The sequence below is a fragment of the Olleya sp. 1-3 genome, from assembly GCF_002836085.1.
GTDB classification, from domain to species: Bacteria; Bacteroidota; Bacteroidia; order Flavobacteriales; family Flavobacteriaceae; genus Olleya; species Olleya namhaensis.
This window is the reverse complement of record NZ_PJBW01000001.1, coordinates 169788-191899: the sequence shown is the minus strand read 5'-3', so window position 1 is coordinate 191899 and position 22112 is coordinate 169788. Positions and strand designations below refer to the sequence as shown.

Sequence of the window (22112 nt, the reverse complement as noted above, 5' to 3'; positions counted from 1 at the left end):
CTATCTTTATAATATCAACTTTAAAATTAAAAGAATATGTTTTCAGGACAAATGGGGTATTTTATACTAATCGGAGCTATAGGTTTAATTAGCTCTTTAGTAAGCGGTAAACTTAAAAGTAAGTTTGCGTTTTACTCTAAAGTACATTTACGCAACGGAATGACAGGAGCGGAGATTGCAAGAAAAATGCTTGCCGATAATGGAATAAGAGATGTAGAGGTTATTTCTGTAAAAGGACAATTAACAGACCACTATAATCCAACAAATAAAACCGTTAATTTAAGCGAGGTTGTTTATGGTCATGCCAATGCAGCAGCAGCAGCAGTAGCAGCTCATGAGGTTGGTCACGCTGTACAACACGCCACAGCTTACAGTTATTTAACTATGCGTTCTAAATTAGTGCCAGTGGTACAAGTCACATCAAAAATGTCACAATGGGTCATTATGGGAGGATTGGTCTTAATGGCAAGTCAAGCTATGGGCGCAGCAGGACAATATGTAGCCATTGCTGGTTTAGTAATGATGGGTTTTGCAACCTTATTTAGTTTTGTAACATTACCGGTAGAGTATGATGCAAGTAACCGTGCATTAGCTTGGTTAAAGGCTAAAAATATGGTGACGCCAGAAGAGTATAAAGGCTCTGAAGATGCACTTAAATGGGCAGCCAGAACCTATTTAGTAGCAGCTATTGGTGCATTAGCATCGTTGTTATATTGGGCCATGCAAATTTTAGGAAGACGCGATTAAAAGATAATTAGACAACAACATAATTAAAATTCGGTTTCTTTTTTTACATTTGAGTAACCAATTAATACTATTAACATTTTATGGAAAATAATCATGACAATTATCAAGGCGCAAGCACACATTTAAGTCTTGTTTCTGACGCAGACAGAACTGCATTTTACAAAAAAACGTATGCCCATGTAGCGGGTGGTGTTTTAGCATTTGTATTATTTGAATATTTATTATTACAAAGTGATACTATTGTAAAGTTCATGATGTCTATGGCGACTGGTATCAAATGGTTATTACTACTAGGAGGGTTTATGTTTGTAACGACCTATGCGGAAAGTACAGCGATGAAAACTGGAGATAAAAACAAGCAATATTTGGCCTATGCTATTTACATTTTAGCACAAGCTTTTATTTTTATCCCTATGATATATATTGCGACTTCTTATATGGAGTCTGGAGCAGAGATACTGCAACAAGCAGGATTAGTAACCCTTGCTTTATTTACAGGATTAACAGCGGTAGTTATGTTGACTAACAAAGATTTTTCGTTTTTAAAAGCAGGATTAACTATCGGGTTTTTTATAGCACTAGGGTTAATAATAGCAGGCGCTATATTTGGTTTTGACTTAGGATTATGGTTCTCTGGAGCCATGTGTTTATTAGCAGCAGGATCAATACTATATCAAACGTCACAAATAAAAGACAAGTACACAACAGAAGATTATATTCCGGCAGCATTAGGTTTATTTGCCTCTTTAATGTTATTATTCTGGTATGTACTTAGAATATTTATGTCAAGAGACTAAACACTATTTGGGCGTTACCTGTTTTAGCTTTTAATAGCTAAAATAGGTCAGGCTTTCACTACTCGCTCTCTGCGAGGAGCTCAGACAGACCGTTCAATCCTTAACGCAAAACACCTCAAAATTTTAAATAAATTTTGAGGTGTTTTTTTTGCTTATAGGTTATTTAAAACTAGATTTTTATCTGTCTTTCAATCTGTTGATCTAAGGATATAAAGGTTTCTGTTCTTGATACGCCTGCTATACTTTGTATGTCGTTGTTAAGTAGGTGCATTAAATGCTCGTTATCCTTACATAATATCTTGATAAGAATACTCCAGTTACCTGTAGTGTAATGGCACTCTAAAACTTCTGGTATTTTTTTTAAGTGTTTAACAGCTTCTGGGTTACTCATAGCTTTGTCCAAGTAAATACCAACAAATGCCATAGTGGTATAGCCTAATACTTTTGGGTTTATAACAAATTTAGATCCAGCAATAAGTTTTGACTTTTCTAACTTACGTAACCTTTGGTGTATGGCAGCGCCAGAGATACCAACTTGTCGTGCAATTTCTAAAACAGGTGTACGGGCATCTTGCATTAAGGCACGAAGTATCTTTTTGTCAATACCGTCTATAATAATGTTATTGTTTGTGGTTTTCAAAGTTGTTTAAGTTATAGTTTAAAAGATAAATTTAAGTAAACTATTTTAAACTGAAACTAAAACTTTGATTTTTGCACGCCCTTTGGGTTGATGCGTTAAGGATAGAAGTGGCATCCTTTTTTGCCATTAGAAGCAAAAAAGATATAACGGATAGCCTGACCTAAATAAAACTTACAAGGTCCAAAAACCTTGTAAGTTTTGTGTGGTAACGCCCAATTATTATACGTTTAAAGGATTGTAGCCTAAATATGGGACTTCGGTTTCTTTAAATGTAATTCCGTAGTCTTCTAGTTCTTTTAAGATTGGTGTGTATACTTCTTTTGTAATAGGTATTTGTACACCAGGGGTGGTTATTTTACCGTTTAATATGGCTAAAGTTGCAATAGCTACGGGTAGTCCAACGGTTTTTGCCATTGCGGTGTACGTTTGGTCTTCTCCAAGGGTAACCATAGTGGCGTCAATTTGATGTTGTTTACCATTTAGCTCATATCCAAACTTATGGTACATTACAATCATGTCTTTGTCTTTAGAGTCTAAGGTCCAACTGTCCAATAGTATTTTTTGTAAAATTTGGGCTGGTGTTGCTTTGTCTAATTCCACCATTTTTGTCTTACTAAAAATGTCTAGTTCTAAAAATTTGTCCCAAATAATATCATCTTGATCTATTTTTAAAGCATGTCTAAATTTAAGCTCTACAGAGTCTGTTGGGCTGTATGGTAAAAAGGCGTTTACAAAATCACGGTAGCTCATGTTTTTACTATCATCTATTGTGTAACTGTCATCTGTCATCCCTAAGGCAACAAAAACTTGCCATGCTCTAGAAAAACCAACGCGACGCATGGTCCCTCTGTATAATGTTTTGACATTATTTAGATCGTATACACTTTGGTATTTTAAAGAGTCACGGTTGGCGTAGGCTTCAAAACGTCCAAACCCATCGACGTCTAAAAACTCGGTACGTCTAAATAAACGGTTGTAAGGGATGTATTTGTACGTGTTTTCTTGAAGAAATTTTGCAGCACCACCCTGACCTGCAGTAACTACGTTTCTTGGGTTCCAAGTAAATTTATAATTCCACAAATTGTTGTCGCTTTCTGGCGCTACTAGACCTCCTGTAAAGGATTCGAAAAGGATTATTTTACCACCTTTTTCGCGTATGCCATCAATAACTTGCATAGCACTCATGTGGTCTAATCCTGGATCTACACCAATCTCGTTCATAAAGACTAAGCCTTTGTCTTTTGCAGCTTGGTCAAGTGCTTGCATCTCTTCACTGACGTAAGACGCAGTAACCATGCTTTTTCCAAAAGTAACACAGTCTTTTGCAACTTCTATATGGAAACGTGCTGGCAACATAGAGATAACAATATCGGCATTTTTAACCGCTGTTTCTCTAGAGTTGGCATCAAAGACATCTAAAGTAATTGCTGAAGCGTTGGCATGAGTACCAATCATTTTTTTAGCACTTTCTATGTTTAAATCACCAACGGTAATTTGTAAATTTTCTGTGGTTGATTTATCTAATAAATATTTAATTAAATATGAAGTGGATTTTCCTGAACCTATGACTAAAATCTTTCGCATAATGAGATTTGTTGAGTATTTTTGAATTACGAATGTAGAAAATTTATACGGGGTTAATTGCGAATTATATAATTTATTATGAATAAGAAAATGTTAATATTAGGAACCATCCTTGGATTGTTAAGTGTAATTTTAGGTGCGTTTGGTGCACATGGCTTGAAAGGTTTGGTGTCTCCGGAGTCTATTGTAAGTTATGAAACAGGGGTCAAATATCAAATGTATCATGCCCTGTTACTTTTGATTGTGGCTAGCCAAAAAGTGCTGACAGAGAAAGCTAAAAGCACTATTTTTTATTTAATATTAGTAGGTGTTATCCTTTTTTCAGGTTCAATTTATGGTTTAGCAACAAATGTTTTAACCGGTTTTGATTTTAAGTCTATAGCATTTGTGACGCCAATAGGAGGTTTGTTTTTAATTATAGCTTGGATAGTACTGTTGACAAACTTTTTAAGACTTAAAACAGAATAATTGAGTTTTGTTTGGCGTTATTATCTTATTAATTTTAACTTTGCAACTCAAACAACACATACACAACAAACATAAATTATGGTAGACCATACCCAATTTACGAAAACGATTGCGTTGGAACAATACGGAATCAAAAATGCTCAAGTAAAATACCAATTATCACCAGAAGAATTACAAGCTGCTATCCTAGAAAAAGGACAGGGTAAAGTAGCCTCTTCAGGAGCTATTGCGGTAAATACAGGTGAATTTACAGGGCGATCGCCAATGGATCGTTTTATTGTAAAAGACAGTGTTACTGAAGATAAAGTTTGGTGGGGAGATATTAATATCCCTTTTGATTCTGATAAGTTTCAAAAACTTTATGATAAGGTAACAGATTACTTATCTAACAAAGAGGTTTTTGTTAGAGACAGTTTTGCTTGTGCTGATGAAGACTACAAATTAAACATTCGTGTTATTAATGAGTATCCATGGAGTAACATGTTTGCTTATAACATGTTTTTAAGACCAACAGAAGAAGAGCTTAAAGGTTTTGATCCAGAATGGACCGTTGTTAACGCACCTGGTTTTATGGCAGATCCTGCAGTTGATGGAACACGTCAACATAATTTTGCGATTTTAGACTTTACTAGAAAAATTGCTTTAATTGGTGGAACTGGTTATACTGGTGAAATTAAAAAAGGAATCTTTTCTGCACTTAACTTTATCTTACCGGTATACAAAAACACATTACCAATGCACTGTAGTGCCAATGTTGGTAAAGATGGTGATACAGCTATTTTCTTTGGATTATCTGGAACAGGAAAAACAACCTTATCTACAGATCCTGACAGAAGTTTAATAGGAGATGATGAGCATGGTTGGACTGCGGAAAACACTGTTTTTAACTTTGAAGGAGGGTGTTACGCTAAAGTAATAAACTTATCAGGAGAACAAGAACCAGAAATTTTTGGAGCAATCAAGAAAGGTGCTATCCTTGAAAATGTTATCATGAATGACAAAGGAGAAGTAGATTTTGAAGATACTTCTATTACACAAAATACACGTGTTAGTTACCCAATAAACCATATTGAAAATATTAGAGTACCATCTACAGGAGAAAACCCTAAAAATATTTTCTTTTTAACTGCAGATGCTTTTGGAGTATTACCTCCAATATCTAAATTAACACCTGCACAAGCAGCGTTTCACTTTATATCTGGTTATACTGCAAAGGTAGCTGGTACTGAAGCTGGAATTACTGAGCCTGTACCAAGTTTTTCTGCTTGTTTTGGAGCGCCTTTTATGCCATTACATCCAACTAAATATGCTGAGATGTTAAGCAAGAAAATGAAGGATGCAAACGTAAACGTTTGGTTGATTAACACAGGTTGGACAGGAGGGTCTTACGGTGTAGGAAGCAGAATTAAATTAAAGTATACTAGAGCTATGATTAGCGCAGTGCTTAATGGAGATTTAGGGCTGTATAATTATAAAGATTACCATATCCACTCTGTATTTGGTGTAGCGCAACCTAGAAGTTGTCCAGGTGTACCAGATGAGGTGTTAAGCCCAAGAGCGACATGGAGTGATCATAAAGCATATTACAAAACAGCATTTAAACTAGCTAATGCATTTAGAGAGAATTTTGAGAAGTTTGAATCTTATGCAAGCGAAGAAATTAGACGTGGTGGACCACAACGTTACGCTGAATAGTAATAGATAAAGTGTTAATACAAAAGCGCCAATTGAAATTTTCAATTGGCGCTTTTACTTTGCGTAAAAAATAAGTAAAGATCAAAATTAAGTGCATTTCATCTAAAATTTAAAAAATTTATTCCTTTGTAAAGCATCGGTATGTATGATAACTGAGGTTAAAACCTCAAGAGTCTTGTGGTTTTAACCTCAGTTACTTTGTTTAATTTTTGCTAACTTAGTTTTAGTAAATTATTATTTTAACTTGTAAGCGCTTATAAGTTAAAATGCATCTCCCTAATTATAATTATATAGCTTGAAGTTAAAATAGTTTTGACTTCAATTAATTTAAAATTAAATTTTATTTTAAATGAAAAGCAAATTAATGAGCAAATTCAAACAAATTGTTTTATTTTTCAGTGTTGTATTTCTATTTCAAAATTGTCAAAAAGAAGACGATTTATTAATTACTGACAACGATCAAGCTGAAACTTATAAAACGGTCACTTTAGATAATGTTTTAAAATTAAAACCAATTGTCGAAAGTATTAAAAGAATAAGACTCAGTACTTCAAATATAGATTTTAGGACTAGACAATGTGTTAACAGAAAATATTATCCAAATTACCAATACTACTAATGTTAGCACTTATACTTTTGATATAGATACCAATTTTGAAACTACAGGGTATTTAGAAAACCTTCATTTGGTTGAAACAGGACAAGATTATATTGCTTATATTATTAGATATATACCTGATGCAACTTGGTCTACAAATTCAAATAATTATACACCAGAAGGAGATCTGGTTTTAGATGTTACCACTTTTCAAGGTGATAAAACTAAATACACATTAGACAGAGAGGTTGTTTGGTCTACAATACCACCAGATAATACACGTGGTTCTTTTGTGGAAGTATGTTCTTTTTCTCTTGTACAGTATTGTACAAATGATGGAGGAGGTGGTTCTGATGGAGATCCGCACATCAGAACATCTAAATGTAATGGTCCATTTTTTTTTGATTCTAATGAAGGTTGTAGTACAGTATACGCAAGTGGTGGTTTTGGTGATAGCTTCCCAGATGAAAGTGATGGAAGTAATGAAACAACAAATGGAGGTGGTTATGACTATAATGATGGTTGTGAAGAAGTTACAGGGACATTAATACAAAACAGTCAACCTATTAGCAGTCTTAGTACTGGTTGCACAACTAATAATACTACTGGAGTTGCTTTTGGTAATTTAGATTGTTTATTAAATATGCCTTCTTCTGCAATTAATGAACTTACTACTTTTTTTGGTGCTGGTAATTATCAAATTGATTGTGATTTAGATTTGAATAGTTTACCTTATTTTTCTTGAGCTCAGGATGCAAATGATTTTATAGAAGGATTAATCGATAACGTTTCTTCTCAAAATTCAACTTCTATTTCTGAGGAAGGTTCAATTAGAAGAGACTTTCATCCCTTTGAAATTTCAAGTTTTCCTGAAGCAAGAATTTTTTCAGCAGTAAAACTTATGGTTCCTGAAGATAACAACGATCTTGAATGCTTACAAGTGATTACTGTAAATTCTTATTTAGAAGGAAATGAAAGTTTATTTAGTTGGGAACAGCTAGATGATTCGGATCCAAATGATCCAGATGGTATTGTTGTTGAAATAGATGAGGCATATGACCAAATTAAAATTAGTGTTTTAGGTAGATTAAAAATTGGTGTCAACATAAATGGTTACCCAGTTAAAGGAGTTAAATTATCTAAAATAACTTTAGTGTATCAGTATTCTACAAGTGAGTATTTATCTAATTTAAGTTATTTATATAATATAAATTAAATCATGAAAAATAATTTTATTATTTATATTTTTTTATTTATGTGGTTATTCAACTGTAAACCAATTGAACCATTTGCATCTAATAAAGATAAAAGAAACAGTATTTCTCTAATTAAAAGTACACTAGATGTAAATAAAAATCAATTTAAAAAAATAAAACAAAAAGATTCAATTTTATTTCTATTATCTAAATCGTTAAATAACAAAGTAAAACCAAGTAGATTAATAAAAAGACTTGATTCTTTTTATTTAAATAAATATACTGAAGGTGAGTTAAAAGCTATGCTTAAACTTGAATATATTTTTAGAAAAGATAAAAACTTTAATTTTGAGATTGACAGAAGTAAAAATCCTAAACAAGGGATAAAGGTGGATAATGTTGATGATGGGAAAAAATTTATGGATAGCTTGGTATCTAAGACATTTGGAAAACCAAATATAATTATAGATTCAACTAAAAATAATTAAATTAAGAGCGCAGTACATTAATTTGATATTGCGCCTTTTTTAATATAAATTAACCTATGTTATATTTATTTTGGTCTATTTTAAACGTAGCCATTCAATTTTATTTTATCTATTTAATATTTGGGTTTATAATAAAAGGCAAGCGTATTTTTAATCCAAAATTTAAGAGTATATCTGTTGCTATTGTAATTGTGGAATATTACAAATTATATCAGAAACAAATACATATAAAAAAGATAATACTGTAGTGTTTTTAAAAGATGATGCCATACAAAACAATGTGAAATCTGAGAGAATAATTTAAGGTTTAGTATTGATATGGATTTTCTATATTATATAAATCAAGGTAAATATATTTCCAAGTAAATATTTTTCCAATCAAGCATACACGTCATTATATGGTTTTGTGGTTGGTTATAAATGGGAAGTTTCAACCATTCAAGTAAATACTATAAATAATAATATTGAGTATGTTGTGTATGGGACCTTAAGATGGAATCTTTGTGGAATTAATATTTATAGTCAATTAAAAACCTTTAAAGGAAATCTTAACTAAAAAAGCGCTAATTGAAATTTTCAATTAGCGCTTTTACTATGTATAAAAATTAAAGGTTTATTTACCTTTATTTGCTTTGTCAATATATTTTTGAAGCGCCATAGTCATTGATGGTGTTTCTGGTGTAGGTGCAGCAATATCTACACGTAACCCTTTTTCTTCTACAGCTTTAATGGTTGTGTTTCCAAATACGGCAATTTTAGTGTCGTTTTGTTTAAACTCAGGAAAGTTGTGAAATAAAGATTCTATACCACTTGGACTAAAAAATACTAAAATGTCATAAGTAACATTTTCTAAGTCAGATAAATCGCTAATTACAGTCTTATAAAATACTGCTTCTTTCCAATTTATCTTTAAACCGTTTAATATTTCCGGTACTTCTGGCTTTAATTTATCAGTTGTAGGTAGTAAAAATTTTTCGTCCTTATACTTCTTAATTAAAGGGGATAGATCAGCAAAATTTCGTTTTCCAACATAAATTTTACGCTTTCTATAGACTACATATTTTTGCAGGTAATAGGCAACAGCCTCAGACTGACAAAAATACTTCATAGAATCGGGCACTTTAAAACGCATTTCTTCAGCAACTCTAAAAAAGTGATCGACTGCATTTCTACTGGTTAAGATAATAGCGGTGTAGTTATTTAAGTCTACTTTTTGTTGTCTGATGTCTTTGGATGGCACACCTTCAACATGAATAAATGGTCTGAAGTCAATTTTAACTTTCTGCTTCTCAGAAAGATCAAAATATGGCGAATTTTCTATTTTAGGTTCTGGTTGTGAGACTAAAATGGTTTTCACTTTCATATGGTGTATCATTTAATTTAGACCTTATTATTTGTAATAATTTTATATAAAACAATATAAGGTGCAATTTCGAGAGTGCAAAGATACAAAATAAAATAAAACAAGCTCTTTTTAAAGGTATTAAGATTGTTTTTAATAAATAGAAACACCCCATAAATAATAATCAAAAACAGTATAGCTAAGGTTGTTATTAGCATAGTGTTGTTTGGTGTAACAGTATAAATTAATAGGGCATTTATAGGTAGTAATAGTAGTCCTGCAAAGTTTCGGAAACTGATCCGTTGGAAGTTGTATTTATCTATAATTGGACCTATTGCTAATATGTTAGAAATTAGTTTTTCTAAAACAACTTTGACAATAATAAATAGTCCAATAGCAGCCGTATATATAAATAGATTTAGCGGTGCAGTACTTATTTGGTTGTTCTGTAAAAATAAATAGACTATAATACCTAAGTTTACTATCAGGTTTGCAAATAGAAGCTCTTCAAATGTGTCAACAATTTGTTGGTCTTTATTGTATTGATTAATATACCTATTATTAAAAAGTAAAGTGGCAAATTGGTTAAATCGCTTAGGGAACAACATCTTAGATAAGGCCACTATAATTAGGCAACCTAGTAAGGTTAGGGTTAAAACATCTACACTGTTACTATTTCTAAGCATGGGATAAAATTATTGTTTTTTAATATCAAAACGATAAATAATTAAGTAATTTTTATAATTATGTAATTTTATAAAAATGTACATTTGCTTAAATTTTAAATAGTATTGATGCAGGACGCTGTAGTTATTATACCAACATACAACGAAATTGAGAATATAGAAGCTATTATAAGAGCTGTTTTTGCACTTCCAAAAGCATATGACGTTCTGGTGGTAGACGATAATTCTCCTGATCAAACGGCTAAAAAAGTAGAAGCATTACAAAAGGAGTTTCCTGATAGATTGTTTTTAGAAGTTAGACAAGAAAAATCAGGTCTTGGTACCGCTTACATACACGGTTTTAAATGGTGTTTGGATAAAGCTTACCAATATATTTTTGAGATGGATGCAGATTTTTCTCATAATCCAAAAGATTTAACACGTTTGTACGAGGCTTGTCATACTGGTCAGGCTGATATAGCAATTGGTTCTCGTTACGTTAAAGGTGTTAACGTTGTAAATTGGCCTTTAGGACGTGTCATTTTATCTTATGGTGCATCAATGTACGTGAGGTTAATTACCGGGATGAAAGTTAAGGATGCAACCGCTGGTTTTATATGCTATGAAAGACAAGTGTTAGAGCAACTTAATTTAGAGCAAATAAAATTTGTTGGGTATGCATTTCAAATAGAAATGAAATTTAATGCCTACCTGAAAAAGTTTAAAATAGTGGAAGTACCAGTTATTTTTACAGATAGAACAAAAGGAGAATCCAAATTAAGTTCTAGTATAATTTCTGAAGCTATTTTTGGAGTTATTAGTATGAAGTTTAAAAGTTTATTCAAATCCAATTAGAAGATGCACAACAAGAAAACACTTATTAAAAATGCAAAGATTGTTAATGAAGGCACAATTTTTAATGGGGACATTTTAATTGAAGGTGAGTTTATTACTAAAATAGGCGCGTCTATTAGCGCAAAATCAGCAGATGTCAACGTTTTTGATGCTGAAGGAAAATATGTTATTCCTGGAGCTATAGATGATCAAGTTCATTTTAGAGAGCCTGGCTTAACACACAAAGCAAATATTGAAACCGAATCAAGAGCTGCTATTGCTGGAGGTATTACATCTTTTATTGAGATGCCAAATACTAATCCGCAAACAACAACTATTGAAAAGTTAAACGATAAGTTTGAAATTGCGTCTAAAAAAGCATGGGCAAATTATTCGTTTATGTTTGGTGGAACTAATGATAATTTAGAAGAAATTTTAAAGGTTAATAAAAAAGAGGTCGCTGGATTAAAGTTGTTTTTAGGATCTTCTACTGGGAATATGTTAGTAGATAATCCAGAGATTTTAGAAAAAATATTTACAAGTACAGATTTATTAATTTCTGTGCATTGTGAAGATGAAGCAACTATTAAAAAAAATCTTGATATCTATAAGGAACGTTACGGTGATGATATCCCGGTTAACTTTCACTCAATAATTAGAAGTGAAGAAGCATGTTATATCTCATCTTCTAAAGCAATAGAGTTAGCTAAGAAAACAGGAGCGCGTTTACATGTGTTCCATTTATCTACAGCAAAGGAAACGGAGTTGTTTGATAACAAAATACCGTTAAAAGATAAAAAAATTACGGCGGAGGTTTGTATACACCACCTTTGGTTTAGTGATAAAGATTACGACGAAAAAGGAACCTTAATAAAATGGAATCCTGCAGTCAAAACAGAAAATGATAGAGCACAGTTATTAAAGGCTTTATTAGATGATAAAATTGATGTAATTGCAACAGATCATGCACCGCATACGTTTGAGGAAAAGTCTAACATGTATACATCAGCGCCTTCTGGAGGACCGTTAGTACAGCATGCATTACCAGCATTATTAGAGATGTACCATGACGGAGATATATCTATCGAGAAGATTGTAGAGAAGTTTTGTCATAATCCAGCTATTTTATTCGAAGTTGAAAAACGCGGGTATATTAGAGAAGGGTATTATGCAGATTTAGTAGTGGTAGATCTTAATAATCCATGGACGGTTAATAAAGATAATATATTATATAAATGTGGTTGGTCTCCGTTTGAGGGTACGACGTTTAAATCTAGAATTACACATACATTTGTAAATGGTGGTTTGGCTTATAAAAACTTTAAGTTTTACGAAACAAATTATGCTAAGCGTTTAACTTTTAATAGATAATTATTTTGAAACCAAACATCTTACTATATAGTCTTATCGTTTTATTTTTTGTGTCGTGTTATGGTGTGCAAAAGCCAGAAAAACCTGCAAATTTATTAAGCGAGGATAAAATGGTGGATGTCTTATTGGATTTAACAATTATGTCTTCGGCTAAAGGTATTAACAAAAGAGAATTAGAAAATAGAGGGATTGTTCCTGATACTTTTATCTACAATAAACATAAAATAGATAGCGCTCAATTCGCTAATAGTAATAATTATTATGCGTACGATATTGAAAAATATAACGAGATGTACGTTACTGTTAAAAAAAGACTTGAGGTTTTAAGAACTAGTTATAAGGCTGAACAAAAAATAAAAGAAGACAAGCTAAAGAAAGAAAAGAAAAAGTTTGAAAAAAAGCCACAAGCACCAAGTGGGCCTTTAAAGAAAGAATAACCTCGTATTTATTGTTTTTTAAAACAGGCTATGGTGTCTTTTAGACTTTGATCAATGGTTTTAAATGTGTAGTCTAAAGCAGCTGTTGTTTTAGTGTTACTAAATTGACTGGTGGACAAAGCGGATTGTGCTGTTTGTTTAGATAATATACGACGCTTTCCTGTTAGTTTGTGTTTTAACCAATCCAAACGCCATCCAATAGCTAATAATACAGCAGAGGCTTCCTTTTTTGGAGGTGTAACACCTAAGTGTGCTGCAGTTTTGTATATAAAATCTTTAAACGTAAGTATTTCTGAGGTTAATATATAGCGTTCGTTTTTTATAGGACTATTTAATAATTGCACCATACAATTAACCACATCATTCACATCAATATATCCAGTGCTTCCTGTTGTGTAGTAAGACATGCCTTTATTAACCATAGTAATTAAAGAGCCACTTCCGTAATTCCAAATGCCAGGTCCAATTATAATTCCCGGATTTACAATTACAGCATCTAACCCTTCTTGCGTCCCACGCCATACTTCTAGTTCCGCGCCATATTTAGTGATAGCATAAACACTATTATCAAATTCTGGATTCCACTCTGTGTCTTCAGTAATTTGGTTAGTTGCAATAGGAGGCGTTCCAATAGCCGCAATTGAGCTCACGTAACAGAGTTTTTTTACCTTTTCAGCAATGCAAAAATTGACAATATTAGCAGTTCCTTCAATATTGGTTTTCTGTAATAAATCAAATTTGTTAGGTTCAAAAGAAACAAATGCAGCACAATGGTAAACATAGTCTATACCTACAAATGCCTCTGTTAAGGAAGGGATGTCATTTAAATCAGCTTCAACCCAATCAATTTTATTAAAAAGGACCTCTGGGTTTTTAGTATAATAACTAAAAATACGTTTAACCGTTTTAAATTTTTTCTCAGTTCTATAAATAGCACGTACAGATTGATTATCATTTAATAATTTAAATAATAAATGTGCGCCTACCAAACCAGTTCCTCCTGTAACTAAAATCATATCCCGAAGGTAATAAATATTAGATATTGTATGTAGTTTATAACACGATTTTTATCTTTGCCAATTCAAAACTAAAACCACACTAAAATGGCTAACGCATTTGTAGAAGAATTAAGATGGAGAGGGATGGTACACGATATCATGCCAGGAACCGAAGAGCAACTTGATAAAGAGATGACCTCTGCCTATATTGGTTTTGATCCAACTTCAGACTCGTTACACATTGGTAGTTTAGTGCCAATTATAATATTAGTACATTTAGAAAAAGCAGGACATAAACCTGTGGCTTTAATTGGTGGTGCAACAGGAATGATTGGTGACCCGTCAGGAAAAAGTGACGAGCGTAACTTATTAGACGAAGCAACTTTAAACCATAACGTAGCAGGAATTAAAAGCGTGTTATCACGATTTTTAGATTTTAACTCTACCGCTAAAAATGCTCCAGTTTTAGTTAATAATTATGACTGGATGAAAACCTTTTCATTTATAGACTTTGCACGTGACGTTGGTAAGCGTATTACAGTAAACTATATGATGGCTAAGGATAGCGTTAAAAAACGTTTGTCAGGAGAAGAAGGTAATGTAGGAATGAGTTTTACAGAGTTTACTTACCAATTAATCCAAGGATACGATTTTTACCATTTACACAAAACCATGAATTGCAAACTGCAAATGGGAGGAAGTGACCAATGGGGAAACATTACTACAGGTACAGAGTTAGTAAGACGTATGAATGTAGGTGACGAGAAAGCTAAGGCTTACGCTATGACTTGCCCGTTAATTACAAAAGCAGACGGTAGTAAATTTGGTAAGAGTGAAGGTGGTAATGTTTGGTTAGATGTCGATAAAACTAGTGTTTATAAATTTTACCAATTTTGGTTAAACAGTTCTGATGAAGATGCAGAAAAGTATATCAAAATCTTTACCTTTTTAGATAAAGAAACTGTTGAAGCGTTAATAGCAGAACATAAAGAAAATCCAGGATTTAGAGCGTTACAAAAACGATTAGCTGAAGAGGTAACGACGTTTGTACATTCTAAAGAGGCATTAGATAACGCTATAAAAGCATCAGGTATATTATTTAGTAAAGATTTTAAAAATGAAATTAGACAACTGGATGAGAGCTTGTTTTTAGACGTTTTTGAAGGTGTGCCACAAGCTGAGGTGTCAATGGATAAAATTGAAGCTGGTTTAGATATGATTGCGGCATTATCTGCTGAGACTGACTTTTTAGGAAGTAACGGAGAAGCGCGTCGTGCATTAAAAGAAAACTCAGTATCTGTAAATAAAGATAAAGTAACAGATGCGTATACAATTACGACTCAGGATTTAATTAACGATAAGTATATTGTGATTAATAGAGGTAAGAAAAGCACCTTTATAATTAAAGCAATTTAATTATAATTGGTCACAAAAAAAGCCTGCTTAAATTTAAGCAGGCTTTTTTTTTATAAAATCAGTTAATCAACTAAAACTAATTTTTCTTTTTCATAAGTCTTTAGTCGTGGTTTTTTAATGGCCTTACAAAACCATTAAATTACAACCTCTAATATCGCTATTGTCAAAACGACCAATAATCTCAAAGTCTCTATTGGCGTAAGTTTTTCCTAAATCTTGAGTAGCAATAAAACTACAAGAATTAATGTTTGCTAAATCAATAACATTAATACCACCTGTTTTTGGGCTATCAAAAACGGTTAAAGCATCTTCTGTATCTCTAGTTAATAGTTTCATCCAAGGCGGACAGTTAAAAATACCATGTCCTTTGGAGTAAGCTTGACTTAATAACTCGGTCATACCATATTCGCTATGGATAGCATCCACACCAAAACCTTGTTTTAAAATAGTATGTAATTCTTGTCGTATTAATTCTTTGCGTCGTCCTTTCATCCCGCCAGTTTCCATTATAATAGTGTTGTTAAGACTAAAAGGATGGGCTTCAATTAAATCCAAAAGCGCAAAAGATACGCCTATTAGTAACACTTTTTCTCCAGCTGTATCTAGTGCTATTAAAGTGTCTTTTAATTCCTCTAAATTGTTAAGATAAAACCCGCTTTTTGGTTTGTTAGAATCTTTAATTAGATGGTCTACCATATACACTAAGGATGAGCCTTCGCGTTCTAAATAATTAGGCAATAGTGCTAAAATGGTGTAATCTTCAATGTTGCCATAAAAGTGATCAAACCCTTTTTTAAAACTGGCCTCATACACACTTAAATCAGTGACGTGATGCTTACTTGTAACTTGTCCTGTGGTACCACTACTAGTAAACGTTGTTTTAATAGGGGCTTTAGAACTTAAAACGGCGTGTGATTTAAAAAACTGAATGGGTAAATAAGGAATCTGATGTAATTCTGAAACATCACTGGGGTTAACATACAGTAAATCGCAAAACGAGCGATAAATGTTATTGTTTTCAAACTGAAAACGGAACACCTCTAAAGCTGCAGCTTTAAATTGGGCGTCTGAAGTAATGTTAAATATGTCGTTTGTAAGGGTCATGTTATTATAAAACACAAAAGTATTGAAAATAAAAAAAGCGTTGCTATTAGCAACGCTTTAAAAATGTTAAGGTTTAATAATTATTGCACCACTAATTTTTTAGTTGTCGTAGTTCCGTTTTGTGTTAGTTGTAAAATATAGACACCTGCATTTAAGTCAGACACATCTAATCGGTTAGTTTTTAAAACCGTATTTAAAACTTGTTTTCCTAAAACATCAAAAGCAACAACCGTTGTAGGTTGGCTTGATGTAGTTTTGATAGTTACAAAACCTTGCGTTGTAGGATTCGGAAATATCGCAAATTCTGTAGCTTCAAATCTATCTGTAGATAGTGCTTGTCCAGATGCAGACCAAGTCACATCATCCACAATAACTTGCTTGCTAGTAATGTTTTTAATTTCAATAACAACATCTCCTGTAACGTCAATACCAGTTGCAGTAAAAACATGCTCAGTAAAGTCGTCAAAAGGTGTTGAGGTTCCGTAAGACGTTCCGTTTACAAATAATTCCACTTGTCTGTCACCACCACCAGTGAAACCTTTGTAAAGTTTAAAGGTAACAGCGCCAACACCATTAGCTCCTGATTGAGCAGAAATTGCACTGTTGTCAGAAATACGTCTTAACATAATCCCTTTACCGTCAATTCCAGAATTGTTGTTATCTCCGTTCTCATCTCTACATTGGATGTAGTTCCAAGTTACGGCGTCGTCACCCACAAAAGATCCGTCTACATAAGACGTTCCTGAGAGACCAAGATTTGTAAAAGTCTCCATTCCCTGTGCCAAAACACTGTTAGCGGACATCATAATTGTTAAAGTAAAAAGTAAAGTGTAAAGTTTTTTCATAGTTGTAATTTAAAAAGTTAGGTACTAAAGATAAGGAGAATTTTGTAGTAATTATCGTTCTTTTGTTTTTTAGACTGTAGTTTTACATTTTAATAACACAGTTATTAAAGCTTTGAAAGTCAGAAGGGTAGTTGGTGCTTGATTTTGAGTAAATTATAATTACTTAAAAATAATAGCTATGTTATGTTAATGTTATTAATCATTTTAAAACTAAAAGTTTTAGTAATAACTTTATCTTTACCGTAACATAACTATAAATTAAATTCAAGTTTCCAGTCTATGAACAAAAAAGACATTAAAATTCTTTTAGTCGATGATGAGCCAGATATTTTAGAAATTATTGGTTATAATTTAACCAATGAAGGCTATCAAGTATCAACTGCTAAAAACGGTTTAGAGGCTATAAAAAAAGCCAAAAAAGAAAAGCCACAACTTATTATTTTAGATGTTATGATGCCTGAAATGGACGGTATTGAAGCTTGTGAGGCTATCCGTAAACTGCCAGAGCTTAGTAGTACACTAATTACTTTTTTAACTGCTAGAGGAGAGGATTACTCTCAAGTAGCAGGATTTGATGCTGGCGCGGATGATTATATTACAAAACCAATCAAGCCAAAAGTATTAGTTAGTAAAGTAAAGGCACTATTAAGACGTTTAAAATCTGAAGAGCCTGCGGGGTCTTTAATGACTATAGGTAACTTAGTTATTAATAGAGAAGAGTACAAAATTGTTTTAGACGGAACCGAAATTGTGTTACCAAGAAAAGAGTTTGAACTATTATCTTTATTAGCATCAAAACCAGGTAAAGTCTTTAAAAGAGAAGATATTTTAGATCGTGTTTGGGGTAACGAGGTTGTTGTTGGTGGACGTACCATTGATGTGCATATCCGTAAGCTACGCGAAAAAATTGGAGACCAAAGTTTTAAGACAGTCAAAGGTGTTGGCTATAAATTTGTAGAGTAATTTTGAAATTAAAAAAGACGTATAAATTTGCATTAAAAACATCGTTTTTAATCACTGTTTTTTTAACACTACTCATGAGTGTCTTTTTGTATGTGTTGTATGCACTAAACGTTGGGCAGATCTTATTGTTTGCATTTGCCACATTTAGCGTCTCGTTTGTAATTACCCAATTTAGAGTTGAGAAGTTTATCTACAAACGGATCAATAAAATATATAAAGACCTAACATTGTTAGAGTCTGTCAGTTTTAGAAAAAATAGTATCACGACAGACATGGCAACGTTGACGCAGCAAATAGATCAATTTGCTAAAAACAAAAAAATAGAAATCGAAACCCTAACAGTCCGTGAAGAGTACCGTAAAGAATTTATGGGTAATGTCTCGCACGAGCTTAAAACGCCGCTATTTACCGTGCAAGGCTATCTAGAAACCTTGTTGGATGGTGCAATCAATGATCCTAATGTTTCTGGAAAATATTTAGAGCGTGCCAATAAAGGAGTAGAGCGTCTAATTTATATAGTCAAAGATTTAGACATGATAACTAAATTAGAAGTTGGAGACTTAAGTTTAGATGTTGCCCCTTTTGATATTATACAATTAGTGCAAAGTGTTTTTGAGCTGTTAGAAATGAAAGCTGCTAAAAAGAAAATCACACTAACGTTTGACATGCATTACAAGCATCCAATAATGGTAGTTGGTGATGCGGAGCGTATACAGCAAGTGCTTACTAATCTAATTGTTAACTCAATTAAGTACGGGCGCGAAAAAGGAACTACGGAAGTAAGCATAGAAAAGCTTATTAAAAACAAGGTTATTGTAAGAGTTACGGATAATGGAGAAGGGATAGAGAAAAAAAATATCCCAAGATTGTTCGAGCGTTTTTACAGAGTCGATAAAAGTGGATCACGTAAAGAAGGTGGTTCAGGATTAGGACTTGCAATAGTCAAACATATTGTAGAGGCACACGAAGAAAAAATATACGTAGAAAGCGAAATTAATATCGGTAGTGAGTTCTCTTTTACGCTTGAAAAAGCGAAAACAAGTGTGTAAAATCAATCGTATTTTCAAAACTCTTAAAGCCACTATAATTAGTCACACGGTCTAGTTGGTCTAACGTAAAATCCGATTGACTGCAGCTAGCAATAGTCCCGTTTTTGTCTAAATAATTAGCTAGATATTCCTGTTCAAACTGTCCTGGAGTTGGTATAAAAAAGGCTTGTTTACCAAGTTTAGCCAAGTCCATAATTGTTGTATACCCGGATCTAGAAATAATAAGCTGACTTCTGTTAATTGCATTTTGCAATTCTTCAGTCTGCATAAAATTATAAATAGTAAAAGGCGTTTCGTGCATCACGGTCTGTTCTGCTTCAATTTTACCGCGTACAAAAACAACTTTTCCTTTATAATTAATCAAATCAGATAACAGTTGTTCTTCTAAAAGGGTACGTTGTGGCTCAGGACCAGACAACAAAACCATCAAGTCATATTTCGGCTTTAAAGCCTCTTTTTCTAATCTGCTTAGCGGTCCAATATAATGTAGTTGTAATCCCTTAGGTTTAAAATCATGACCAAGTTTTCCGCTTAAATTAGGTGTGTTTTCAAAGTCAGGAATCCAGCAAGCGTCAAATTTATTTAAATAACGGTCATGAAAAAAAGTGCTTAATGCGGTCGTACTGCCACTCATTACATTTAATTGGTGCGTGATAAAAACGGAAGGCACACGTTTAGAATTCACACCCATCCTATTGTCAGAAATAATCCCTTGGATATCATAATCCAAAATAATTTGATCCACTAACGCATGTTCTTTCCTAATCGCTTTTCTAATTTTCGGTAATTGTAACAGCATGTGCCATTTAAACCACTGTTTAGACTTAGAATATTTAACGTTATATGCAGGCAGCGTTATAAAGGTAAGTTGCTCAAATTCTTTAGACAATAATTGCAACGCTTGACCATCACTAGCAATAACGGGCTCAAAACCATTTGCAATCAAAGCATGTATTATCGGTATGCAACGCGTCGCATGACCAATTCCCCAATTTAAAGGTGCAATAAGAATTCGTTTTTTCATTATAGTAATTTGGGCGTTACCTAAAAAGGTCAGGCTGTCCGTTATATCTTTTTTTGCCATTTATGGCAGCAAAAAAAGGATGTCACTTCCATCCTTAACGCATAAAATATCAAAATCAAAGGTAATCATAAACCTACTTAACTATATTTCCTTAATTTTACGCCAGAAATAACAAATAGTTAAGAAGTGGGTAGCAAGAACAAGCAAAAAAGATTTAGAGAGAACGAAACCTTTGATAATGTGTTTCAACCATCTAGAAGCCAATTAGTAGACGAGGTTTACCAGCATAAAGGAAACTGGAATAAAAACGTGTTTAAAAACAACAATCCTTTAGTCCTAGAATTAGGATGTGGTAAGGGAGAGTATAGTGTTGCTTTAGGTAAAAAATACCCAAACAAAAACTTTATTGGTATTGACATTAAAGGGGCGCGTTTTTGGAGAGGAGCCAAAACAGCAACAGAAGATAAGATGCCAAACGTTGCCTTTATCCGTACTCAAATAGAGTTGGTAGAATCTGTTTTTGCAGAAAACGAAGTTGACGAAATCTGGATTACGTTTCCAGACCCACAAATAAAATATAAGCGCACAAAGCATAGAATGACCAATTCTGCATTTTTAAAACGTTACAAAAACATTTTAAAACCAGATGGTATCATGAATCTAAAAACGGACTCAGAGTTTATGCATGGGTATACCCTTGGATTATTACATGGAGAAGGCCACGAGGTGCTACATGCTAATAACGATGTGTACAGACAAGAAGGAAGTCCGGAAGAAGTAACGGACATTCAAACACATTATGAGAGTATCTATTTAGAGCAAAACAAACCAATTACGTATATTCGGTTTAAAATTAACTAACTATTGAATTTAACAATTACCTTTTTTATTAGCTTATGTATTGCATTAGTCGGCGTTATTCCGCCTGGTCTGCTAAACATGACCGCTGCAAAAATTAGTATAAAAGAAGGGTATAGTCGTGGATTAGTATTTTCGTTAGGCGTTTGCGTTATTGTAATCGTACAAACCTTAATTGCTGTTATTTTTGCGCGTTATTTAAGTAGAAACCCAGAAACAGTGCAAATGTTACAAAAAGTAGCATTTGTATTATTTGTAATTATCACCGTTTATTTTTTCCTATTAGCAAAAAAAGAAGCCAAACCACATAAAGAAGACGAGCGTAAAAGTAAACGTAGTCAGTTTTTTTACGGTATGTTTCTGTCTGCTTTAAACGTGTTTCCTATTCCGTATCAAGCATATATGAGTGTTACATTGGCCAGTTTAGGACTAATCACACTAGATAACTATAATATTACCTCTTATGTGGCAGGAGCAGCAATAGGGACATTTGTAATGTTATATTGCTATGTGTTTTTCTTGAAAAAAATCAAGAACGAAAAACTAAAGTCGCAAAAAAACATGAATTATATTATTGGTTCCATAACAGGTATTATAGCTGTTGTGACGCTAGTAAATATCATAAAAGACTACTAGTAATATGAAACCAGAAACACTTAATTTTTTCGAAAGAGTGTATGAGGTAGCACGTCAAATCCCCCATGGTCGTGTCACAAGTTATGGTGCTATTGCTAATTATTTAGGCGCTAATCGTGGTGCTAGAATGGTAGGGTATGCCATGAATGGTTCACACAGTAAAGATGTTCCCGCACATCGCGTAGTAAATCGTAAAGGCTTGCTAACCGGAAAACATCATTTTGATGGAACCAATCTAATGCAACAATTATTAGAGAGCGAAGGCATTGAGGTTATCGATAACCAAATACAAAACTTAGAGACTCACTTTTGGAATCCTTCAGAGTTACTTTCGGAATAATTGTTGATAATTAGTTC

At 33.0% G+C, this 22112-nt stretch carries 25 protein-coding genes; 17 read left to right on the top strand and 8 right to left on the bottom strand.

Annotated elements, in window-relative coordinates; genetic code table 11:
- The first annotated feature begins 36 nt into the window (after positions 1 to 36).
- Both CXF54_RS00805 and CXF54_RS00800 read left to right on the top strand, forming a co-directional pair.
- Positions 37 to 747, top strand: a complete 711-nt coding sequence (locus tag CXF54_RS00805) for a zinc metallopeptidase (protein WP_232782547.1) — start codon at positions 37 to 39, stop codon at positions 745 to 747.
- Positions 748 to 827: 80 nt separating this feature from the next.
- Positions 828 to 1544 (top strand): Bax inhibitor-1 family protein, encoded by a 717-nt coding sequence (locus CXF54_RS00800; protein ID WP_101202052.1) that lies wholly within the window; start codon positions 828 to 830, stop codon positions 1542 to 1544.
- Positions 1545 to 1713: 169 nt separating this feature from the next.
- On the opposite strand, the gene CXF54_RS00795 is transcribed toward CXF54_RS00800, so the two are convergent.
- Both CXF54_RS00795 and CXF54_RS00790 read right to left on the bottom strand, forming a co-directional pair.
- Positions 1714 to 2184, bottom strand: a complete 471-nt coding sequence (locus tag CXF54_RS00795) for an Lrp/AsnC ligand binding domain-containing protein (protein ID WP_090836626.1) — start codon at positions 2182 to 2184, stop codon at positions 1714 to 1716.
- A 219-nt stretch (positions 2185 to 2403) separates the two neighbouring features.
- A complete protein-coding gene (locus CXF54_RS00790) occupies positions 2404 to 3768 on the bottom strand; it encodes a saccharopine dehydrogenase family protein (protein WP_101202051.1) in 1365 nt (454 codons plus the stop codon).
- A gap of 78 nt (positions 3769 to 3846) precedes the next feature.
- On the opposite strand from CXF54_RS00790, the gene CXF54_RS00785 reads away from it, so the two are divergent.
- From CXF54_RS00785 to CXF54_RS00760, 6 genes are all read left to right on the top strand, one after another.
- On the top strand, positions 3847 to 4236 hold the full coding sequence (locus CXF54_RS00785) for a DUF423 domain-containing protein (protein WP_090836622.1): 390 nt from the start codon (positions 3847 to 3849) through the stop codon (positions 4234 to 4236).
- 78 nt (positions 4237 to 4314) lie between these two features.
- Complete coding sequence (pckA, locus tag CXF54_RS00780) at positions 4315 to 5931, top strand: phosphoenolpyruvate carboxykinase (ATP) (RefSeq protein WP_101202050.1); 1617 nt, start codon at positions 4315 to 4317, stop codon at positions 5929 to 5931.
- A 349-nt stretch (positions 5932 to 6280) separates the two neighbouring features.
- Positions 6281 to 6550 carry a hypothetical protein gene (locus CXF54_RS00775; protein ID WP_101202049.1) on the top strand — a complete coding sequence of 90 codons (270 nt, stop codon included), beginning with the start codon at positions 6281 to 6283 and terminating at the stop codon, positions 6548 to 6550.
- Positions 6510 to 7274 carry a hypothetical protein gene (locus tag CXF54_RS00770; RefSeq protein ID WP_101202048.1) on the top strand — a complete coding sequence of 255 codons (765 nt, stop codon included), beginning with the start codon at positions 6510 to 6512 and terminating at the stop codon, positions 7272 to 7274. The genes CXF54_RS00775 and CXF54_RS00770 overlap by 41 nt, the downstream gene beginning before the upstream one ends.
- Positions 7275 to 7430: 156 nt before the next feature.
- Positions 7431 to 7745 (top strand): hypothetical protein, encoded by a 315-nt coding sequence (locus tag CXF54_RS00765; RefSeq protein ID WP_101202047.1) that lies wholly within the window; start codon positions 7431 to 7433, stop codon positions 7743 to 7745.
- A 3-nt stretch (positions 7746 to 7748) separates the two neighbouring features.
- Positions 7749 to 8213 carry a hypothetical protein gene (locus CXF54_RS00760; RefSeq protein ID WP_101202046.1) on the top strand — a complete coding sequence of 155 codons (465 nt, stop codon included), beginning with the start codon at positions 7749 to 7751 and terminating at the stop codon, positions 8211 to 8213.
- A 613-nt stretch (positions 8214 to 8826) separates the two neighbouring features.
- Here CXF54_RS00760 and CXF54_RS00750 read toward each other — a convergent pair.
- Both CXF54_RS00750 and CXF54_RS00745 read right to left on the bottom strand, forming a co-directional pair.
- Positions 8827 to 9576, bottom strand: coding sequence for a uroporphyrinogen-III synthase (locus tag CXF54_RS00750; protein WP_101202243.1), 750 nt, complete (start codon positions 9574 to 9576; stop codon positions 8827 to 8829).
- Positions 9577 to 9593: 17 nt separating this feature from the next.
- Positions 9594 to 10241, bottom strand: a complete 648-nt coding sequence (locus CXF54_RS00745) for a DUF4271 domain-containing protein (RefSeq protein ID WP_101202044.1) — start codon at positions 10239 to 10241, stop codon at positions 9594 to 9596.
- Positions 10242 to 10349: 108 nt separating this feature from the next.
- On the opposite strand from CXF54_RS00745, the gene CXF54_RS00740 reads away from it, so the two are divergent.
- The 3 genes from CXF54_RS00740 to CXF54_RS00730 are packed head-to-tail and all read left to right on the top strand — an operon-like array spanning position 10350 to position 12862.
- Positions 10350 to 11075 carry a polyprenol monophosphomannose synthase gene (locus tag CXF54_RS00740; protein ID WP_101202043.1) on the top strand — a complete coding sequence of 242 codons (726 nt, stop codon included), beginning with the start codon at positions 10350 to 10352 and terminating at the stop codon, positions 11073 to 11075.
- A 3-nt stretch (positions 11076 to 11078) separates the two neighbouring features.
- Entirely contained in the window at positions 11079 to 12425 is a 1347-nt protein-coding gene (locus CXF54_RS00735) for a dihydroorotase (protein ID WP_101202042.1), read from the top strand.
- Between the two features lie 5 nt (positions 12426 to 12430).
- The gene (locus tag CXF54_RS00730) at positions 12431 to 12862 is read left to right on the top strand and encodes a DUF4296 domain-containing protein (RefSeq protein WP_143067766.1); all 432 of its coding nucleotides are present in this window, start codon (positions 12431 to 12433) and stop codon (positions 12860 to 12862) included.
- Between the two features lie 8 nt (positions 12863 to 12870).
- Here the strand turns inward: CXF54_RS00730 and CXF54_RS00725 are convergent, their stop codons facing one another.
- Positions 12871 to 13878: an NAD-dependent epimerase/dehydratase family protein gene (locus CXF54_RS00725; RefSeq protein ID WP_101202041.1), complete on the bottom strand. Its 1008-nt coding sequence runs from the start codon at positions 13876 to 13878 to the stop codon at positions 12871 to 12873.
- 87 nt (positions 13879 to 13965) lie between these two features.
- On the opposite strand from CXF54_RS00725, the gene tyrS reads away from it, so the two are divergent.
- A complete protein-coding gene (gene tyrS / locus CXF54_RS00720; RefSeq protein WP_101202040.1) occupies positions 13966 to 15276 on the top strand; it encodes a tyrosine--tRNA ligase in 1311 nt (436 codons plus the stop codon).
- A gap of 123 nt (positions 15277 to 15399) precedes the next feature.
- Here the strand turns inward: tyrS and CXF54_RS00715 are convergent, their stop codons facing one another.
- Together CXF54_RS00715 and CXF54_RS00710 are read right to left on the bottom strand one after the other, a co-directional pair.
- Entirely contained in the window at positions 15400 to 16380 is a 981-nt protein-coding gene (locus tag CXF54_RS00715) for an acyl transferase (protein WP_101202039.1), read from the bottom strand.
- A gap of 80 nt (positions 16381 to 16460) precedes the next feature.
- Complete coding sequence (locus CXF54_RS00710; RefSeq protein ID WP_101202038.1) at positions 16461 to 17225, bottom strand: T9SS type A sorting domain-containing protein; 765 nt, start codon at positions 17223 to 17225, stop codon at positions 16461 to 16463.
- 279 nt (positions 17226 to 17504) lie between these two features.
- Between CXF54_RS00710 and CXF54_RS00705 the strand changes: the two genes are divergently transcribed.
- Together CXF54_RS00705 and CXF54_RS00700 are read left to right on the top strand one after the other, a co-directional pair.
- A complete protein-coding gene (locus CXF54_RS00705; protein ID WP_101202037.1) occupies positions 17505 to 18188 on the top strand; it encodes a response regulator transcription factor in 684 nt (227 codons plus the stop codon).
- Positions 18188 to 19237, top strand: a complete 1050-nt coding sequence (locus CXF54_RS00700) for a sensor histidine kinase (RefSeq protein WP_232782558.1) — start codon at positions 18188 to 18190, stop codon at positions 19235 to 19237. Before CXF54_RS00705 ends, CXF54_RS00700 begins: the two co-directional genes overlap by 1 nt.
- On the opposite strand, the gene CXF54_RS00695 is transcribed toward CXF54_RS00700, so the two are convergent.
- The gene (locus CXF54_RS00695) at positions 19206 to 20321 is read right to left on the bottom strand and encodes a glycosyltransferase (RefSeq protein ID WP_232782543.1); all 1116 of its coding nucleotides are present in this window, start codon (positions 20319 to 20321) and stop codon (positions 19206 to 19208) included. The genes CXF54_RS00700 and CXF54_RS00695 overlap by 32 nt on opposite strands.
- Positions 20322 to 20447: 126 nt before the next feature.
- Here CXF54_RS00695 and trmB point away from each other — a divergent pair, with 126 nt between their 5' ends.
- Genes trmB through CXF54_RS00680 form a run of 3 tightly spaced genes read left to right on the top strand, consistent with a single transcriptional unit; the run spans position 20448 to position 22095 of the window.
- The gene (trmB, locus tag CXF54_RS00690) at positions 20448 to 21122 is read left to right on the top strand and encodes a tRNA (guanosine(46)-N7)-methyltransferase TrmB (RefSeq protein WP_090836600.1); all 675 of its coding nucleotides are present in this window, start codon (positions 20448 to 20450) and stop codon (positions 21120 to 21122) included.
- 3 nt (positions 21123 to 21125) lie between these two features.
- Positions 21126 to 21755 (top strand): LysE family translocator, encoded by a 630-nt coding sequence (locus tag CXF54_RS00685; protein WP_101202035.1) that lies wholly within the window; start codon positions 21126 to 21128, stop codon positions 21753 to 21755.
- Positions 21756 to 21759: 4 nt separating this feature from the next.
- Positions 21760 to 22095, top strand: a complete 336-nt coding sequence (locus tag CXF54_RS00680; protein ID WP_090836596.1) for an MGMT family protein — start codon at positions 21760 to 21762, stop codon at positions 22093 to 22095.
- Positions 22096 to 22112 lie beyond the last annotated feature (17 nt).

Excerpts from the sequence above, each read along its gene's own strand:
- CXF54_RS00790 (WP_101202051.1), bottom strand. The coding sequence starts at position 3,768 with ATGCGAAAGATTTTAGTCATAGGTTCAGGAAAATCCACTTCATATTTA.
- CXF54_RS00760 (WP_101202046.1), top strand. The coding sequence starts at position 7,749 with ATGAAAAATAATTTTATTATTTATATTTTTTTATTTATGTGGTTATTC.
- CXF54_RS00745 (WP_101202044.1), bottom strand. The coding sequence starts at position 10,241 with ATGCTTAGAAATAGTAACAGTGTAGATGTTTTAACCCTAACCTTACTA.
- CXF54_RS00740 (WP_101202043.1), top strand. The coding sequence starts at position 10,350 with ATGCAGGACGCTGTAGTTATTATACCAACATACAACGAAATTGAGAAT.
- CXF54_RS00765 (WP_101202047.1), top strand. The coding sequence starts at position 7,431 with ATGGTTCCTGAAGATAACAACGATCTTGAATGCTTACAAGTGATTACT.
- CXF54_RS00715 (WP_101202039.1), bottom strand. The coding sequence starts at position 16,380 with ATGACCCTTACAAACGACATATTTAACATTACTTCAGACGCCCAATTT.
- tyrS (WP_101202040.1), top strand. The coding sequence starts at position 13,966 with ATGGCTAACGCATTTGTAGAAGAATTAAGATGGAGAGGGATGGTACAC.
- CXF54_RS00695 (WP_232782543.1), bottom strand. The coding sequence starts at position 20,321 with ATGGCAAAAAAAGATATAACGGACAGCCTGACCTTTTTAGGTAACGCC.
- CXF54_RS00785 (WP_090836622.1), top strand. The coding sequence starts at position 3,847 with ATGAATAAGAAAATGTTAATATTAGGAACCATCCTTGGATTGTTAAGT.
- CXF54_RS00680 (WP_090836596.1), top strand. The coding sequence starts at position 21,760 with ATGAAACCAGAAACACTTAATTTTTTCGAAAGAGTGTATGAGGTAGCA.
- CXF54_RS00800 (WP_101202052.1), top strand. The coding sequence starts at position 828 with ATGGAAAATAATCATGACAATTATCAAGGCGCAAGCACACATTTAAGT.
- CXF54_RS00775 (WP_101202049.1), top strand. The coding sequence starts at position 6,281 with ATGAAAAGCAAATTAATGAGCAAATTCAAACAAATTGTTTTATTTTTC.
- CXF54_RS00750 (WP_101202243.1), bottom strand. The coding sequence starts at position 9,576 with ATGAAAGTGAAAACCATTTTAGTCTCACAACCAGAACCTAAAATAGAA.
- CXF54_RS00805 (WP_232782547.1), top strand. The coding sequence starts at position 37 with ATGTTTTCAGGACAAATGGGGTATTTTATACTAATCGGAGCTATAGGT.
- CXF54_RS00705 (WP_101202037.1), top strand. The coding sequence starts at position 17,505 with ATGAACAAAAAAGACATTAAAATTCTTTTAGTCGATGATGAGCCAGAT.
- CXF54_RS00710 (WP_101202038.1), bottom strand. The coding sequence starts at position 17,225 with ATGAAAAAACTTTACACTTTACTTTTTACTTTAACAATTATGATGTCC.
- CXF54_RS00735 (WP_101202042.1), top strand. The coding sequence starts at position 11,079 with ATGCACAACAAGAAAACACTTATTAAAAATGCAAAGATTGTTAATGAA.
- CXF54_RS00725 (WP_101202041.1), bottom strand. The coding sequence starts at position 13,878 with ATGATTTTAGTTACAGGAGGAACTGGTTTGGTAGGCGCACATTTATTA.
- pckA (WP_101202050.1), top strand. The coding sequence starts at position 4,315 with ATGGTAGACCATACCCAATTTACGAAAACGATTGCGTTGGAACAATAC.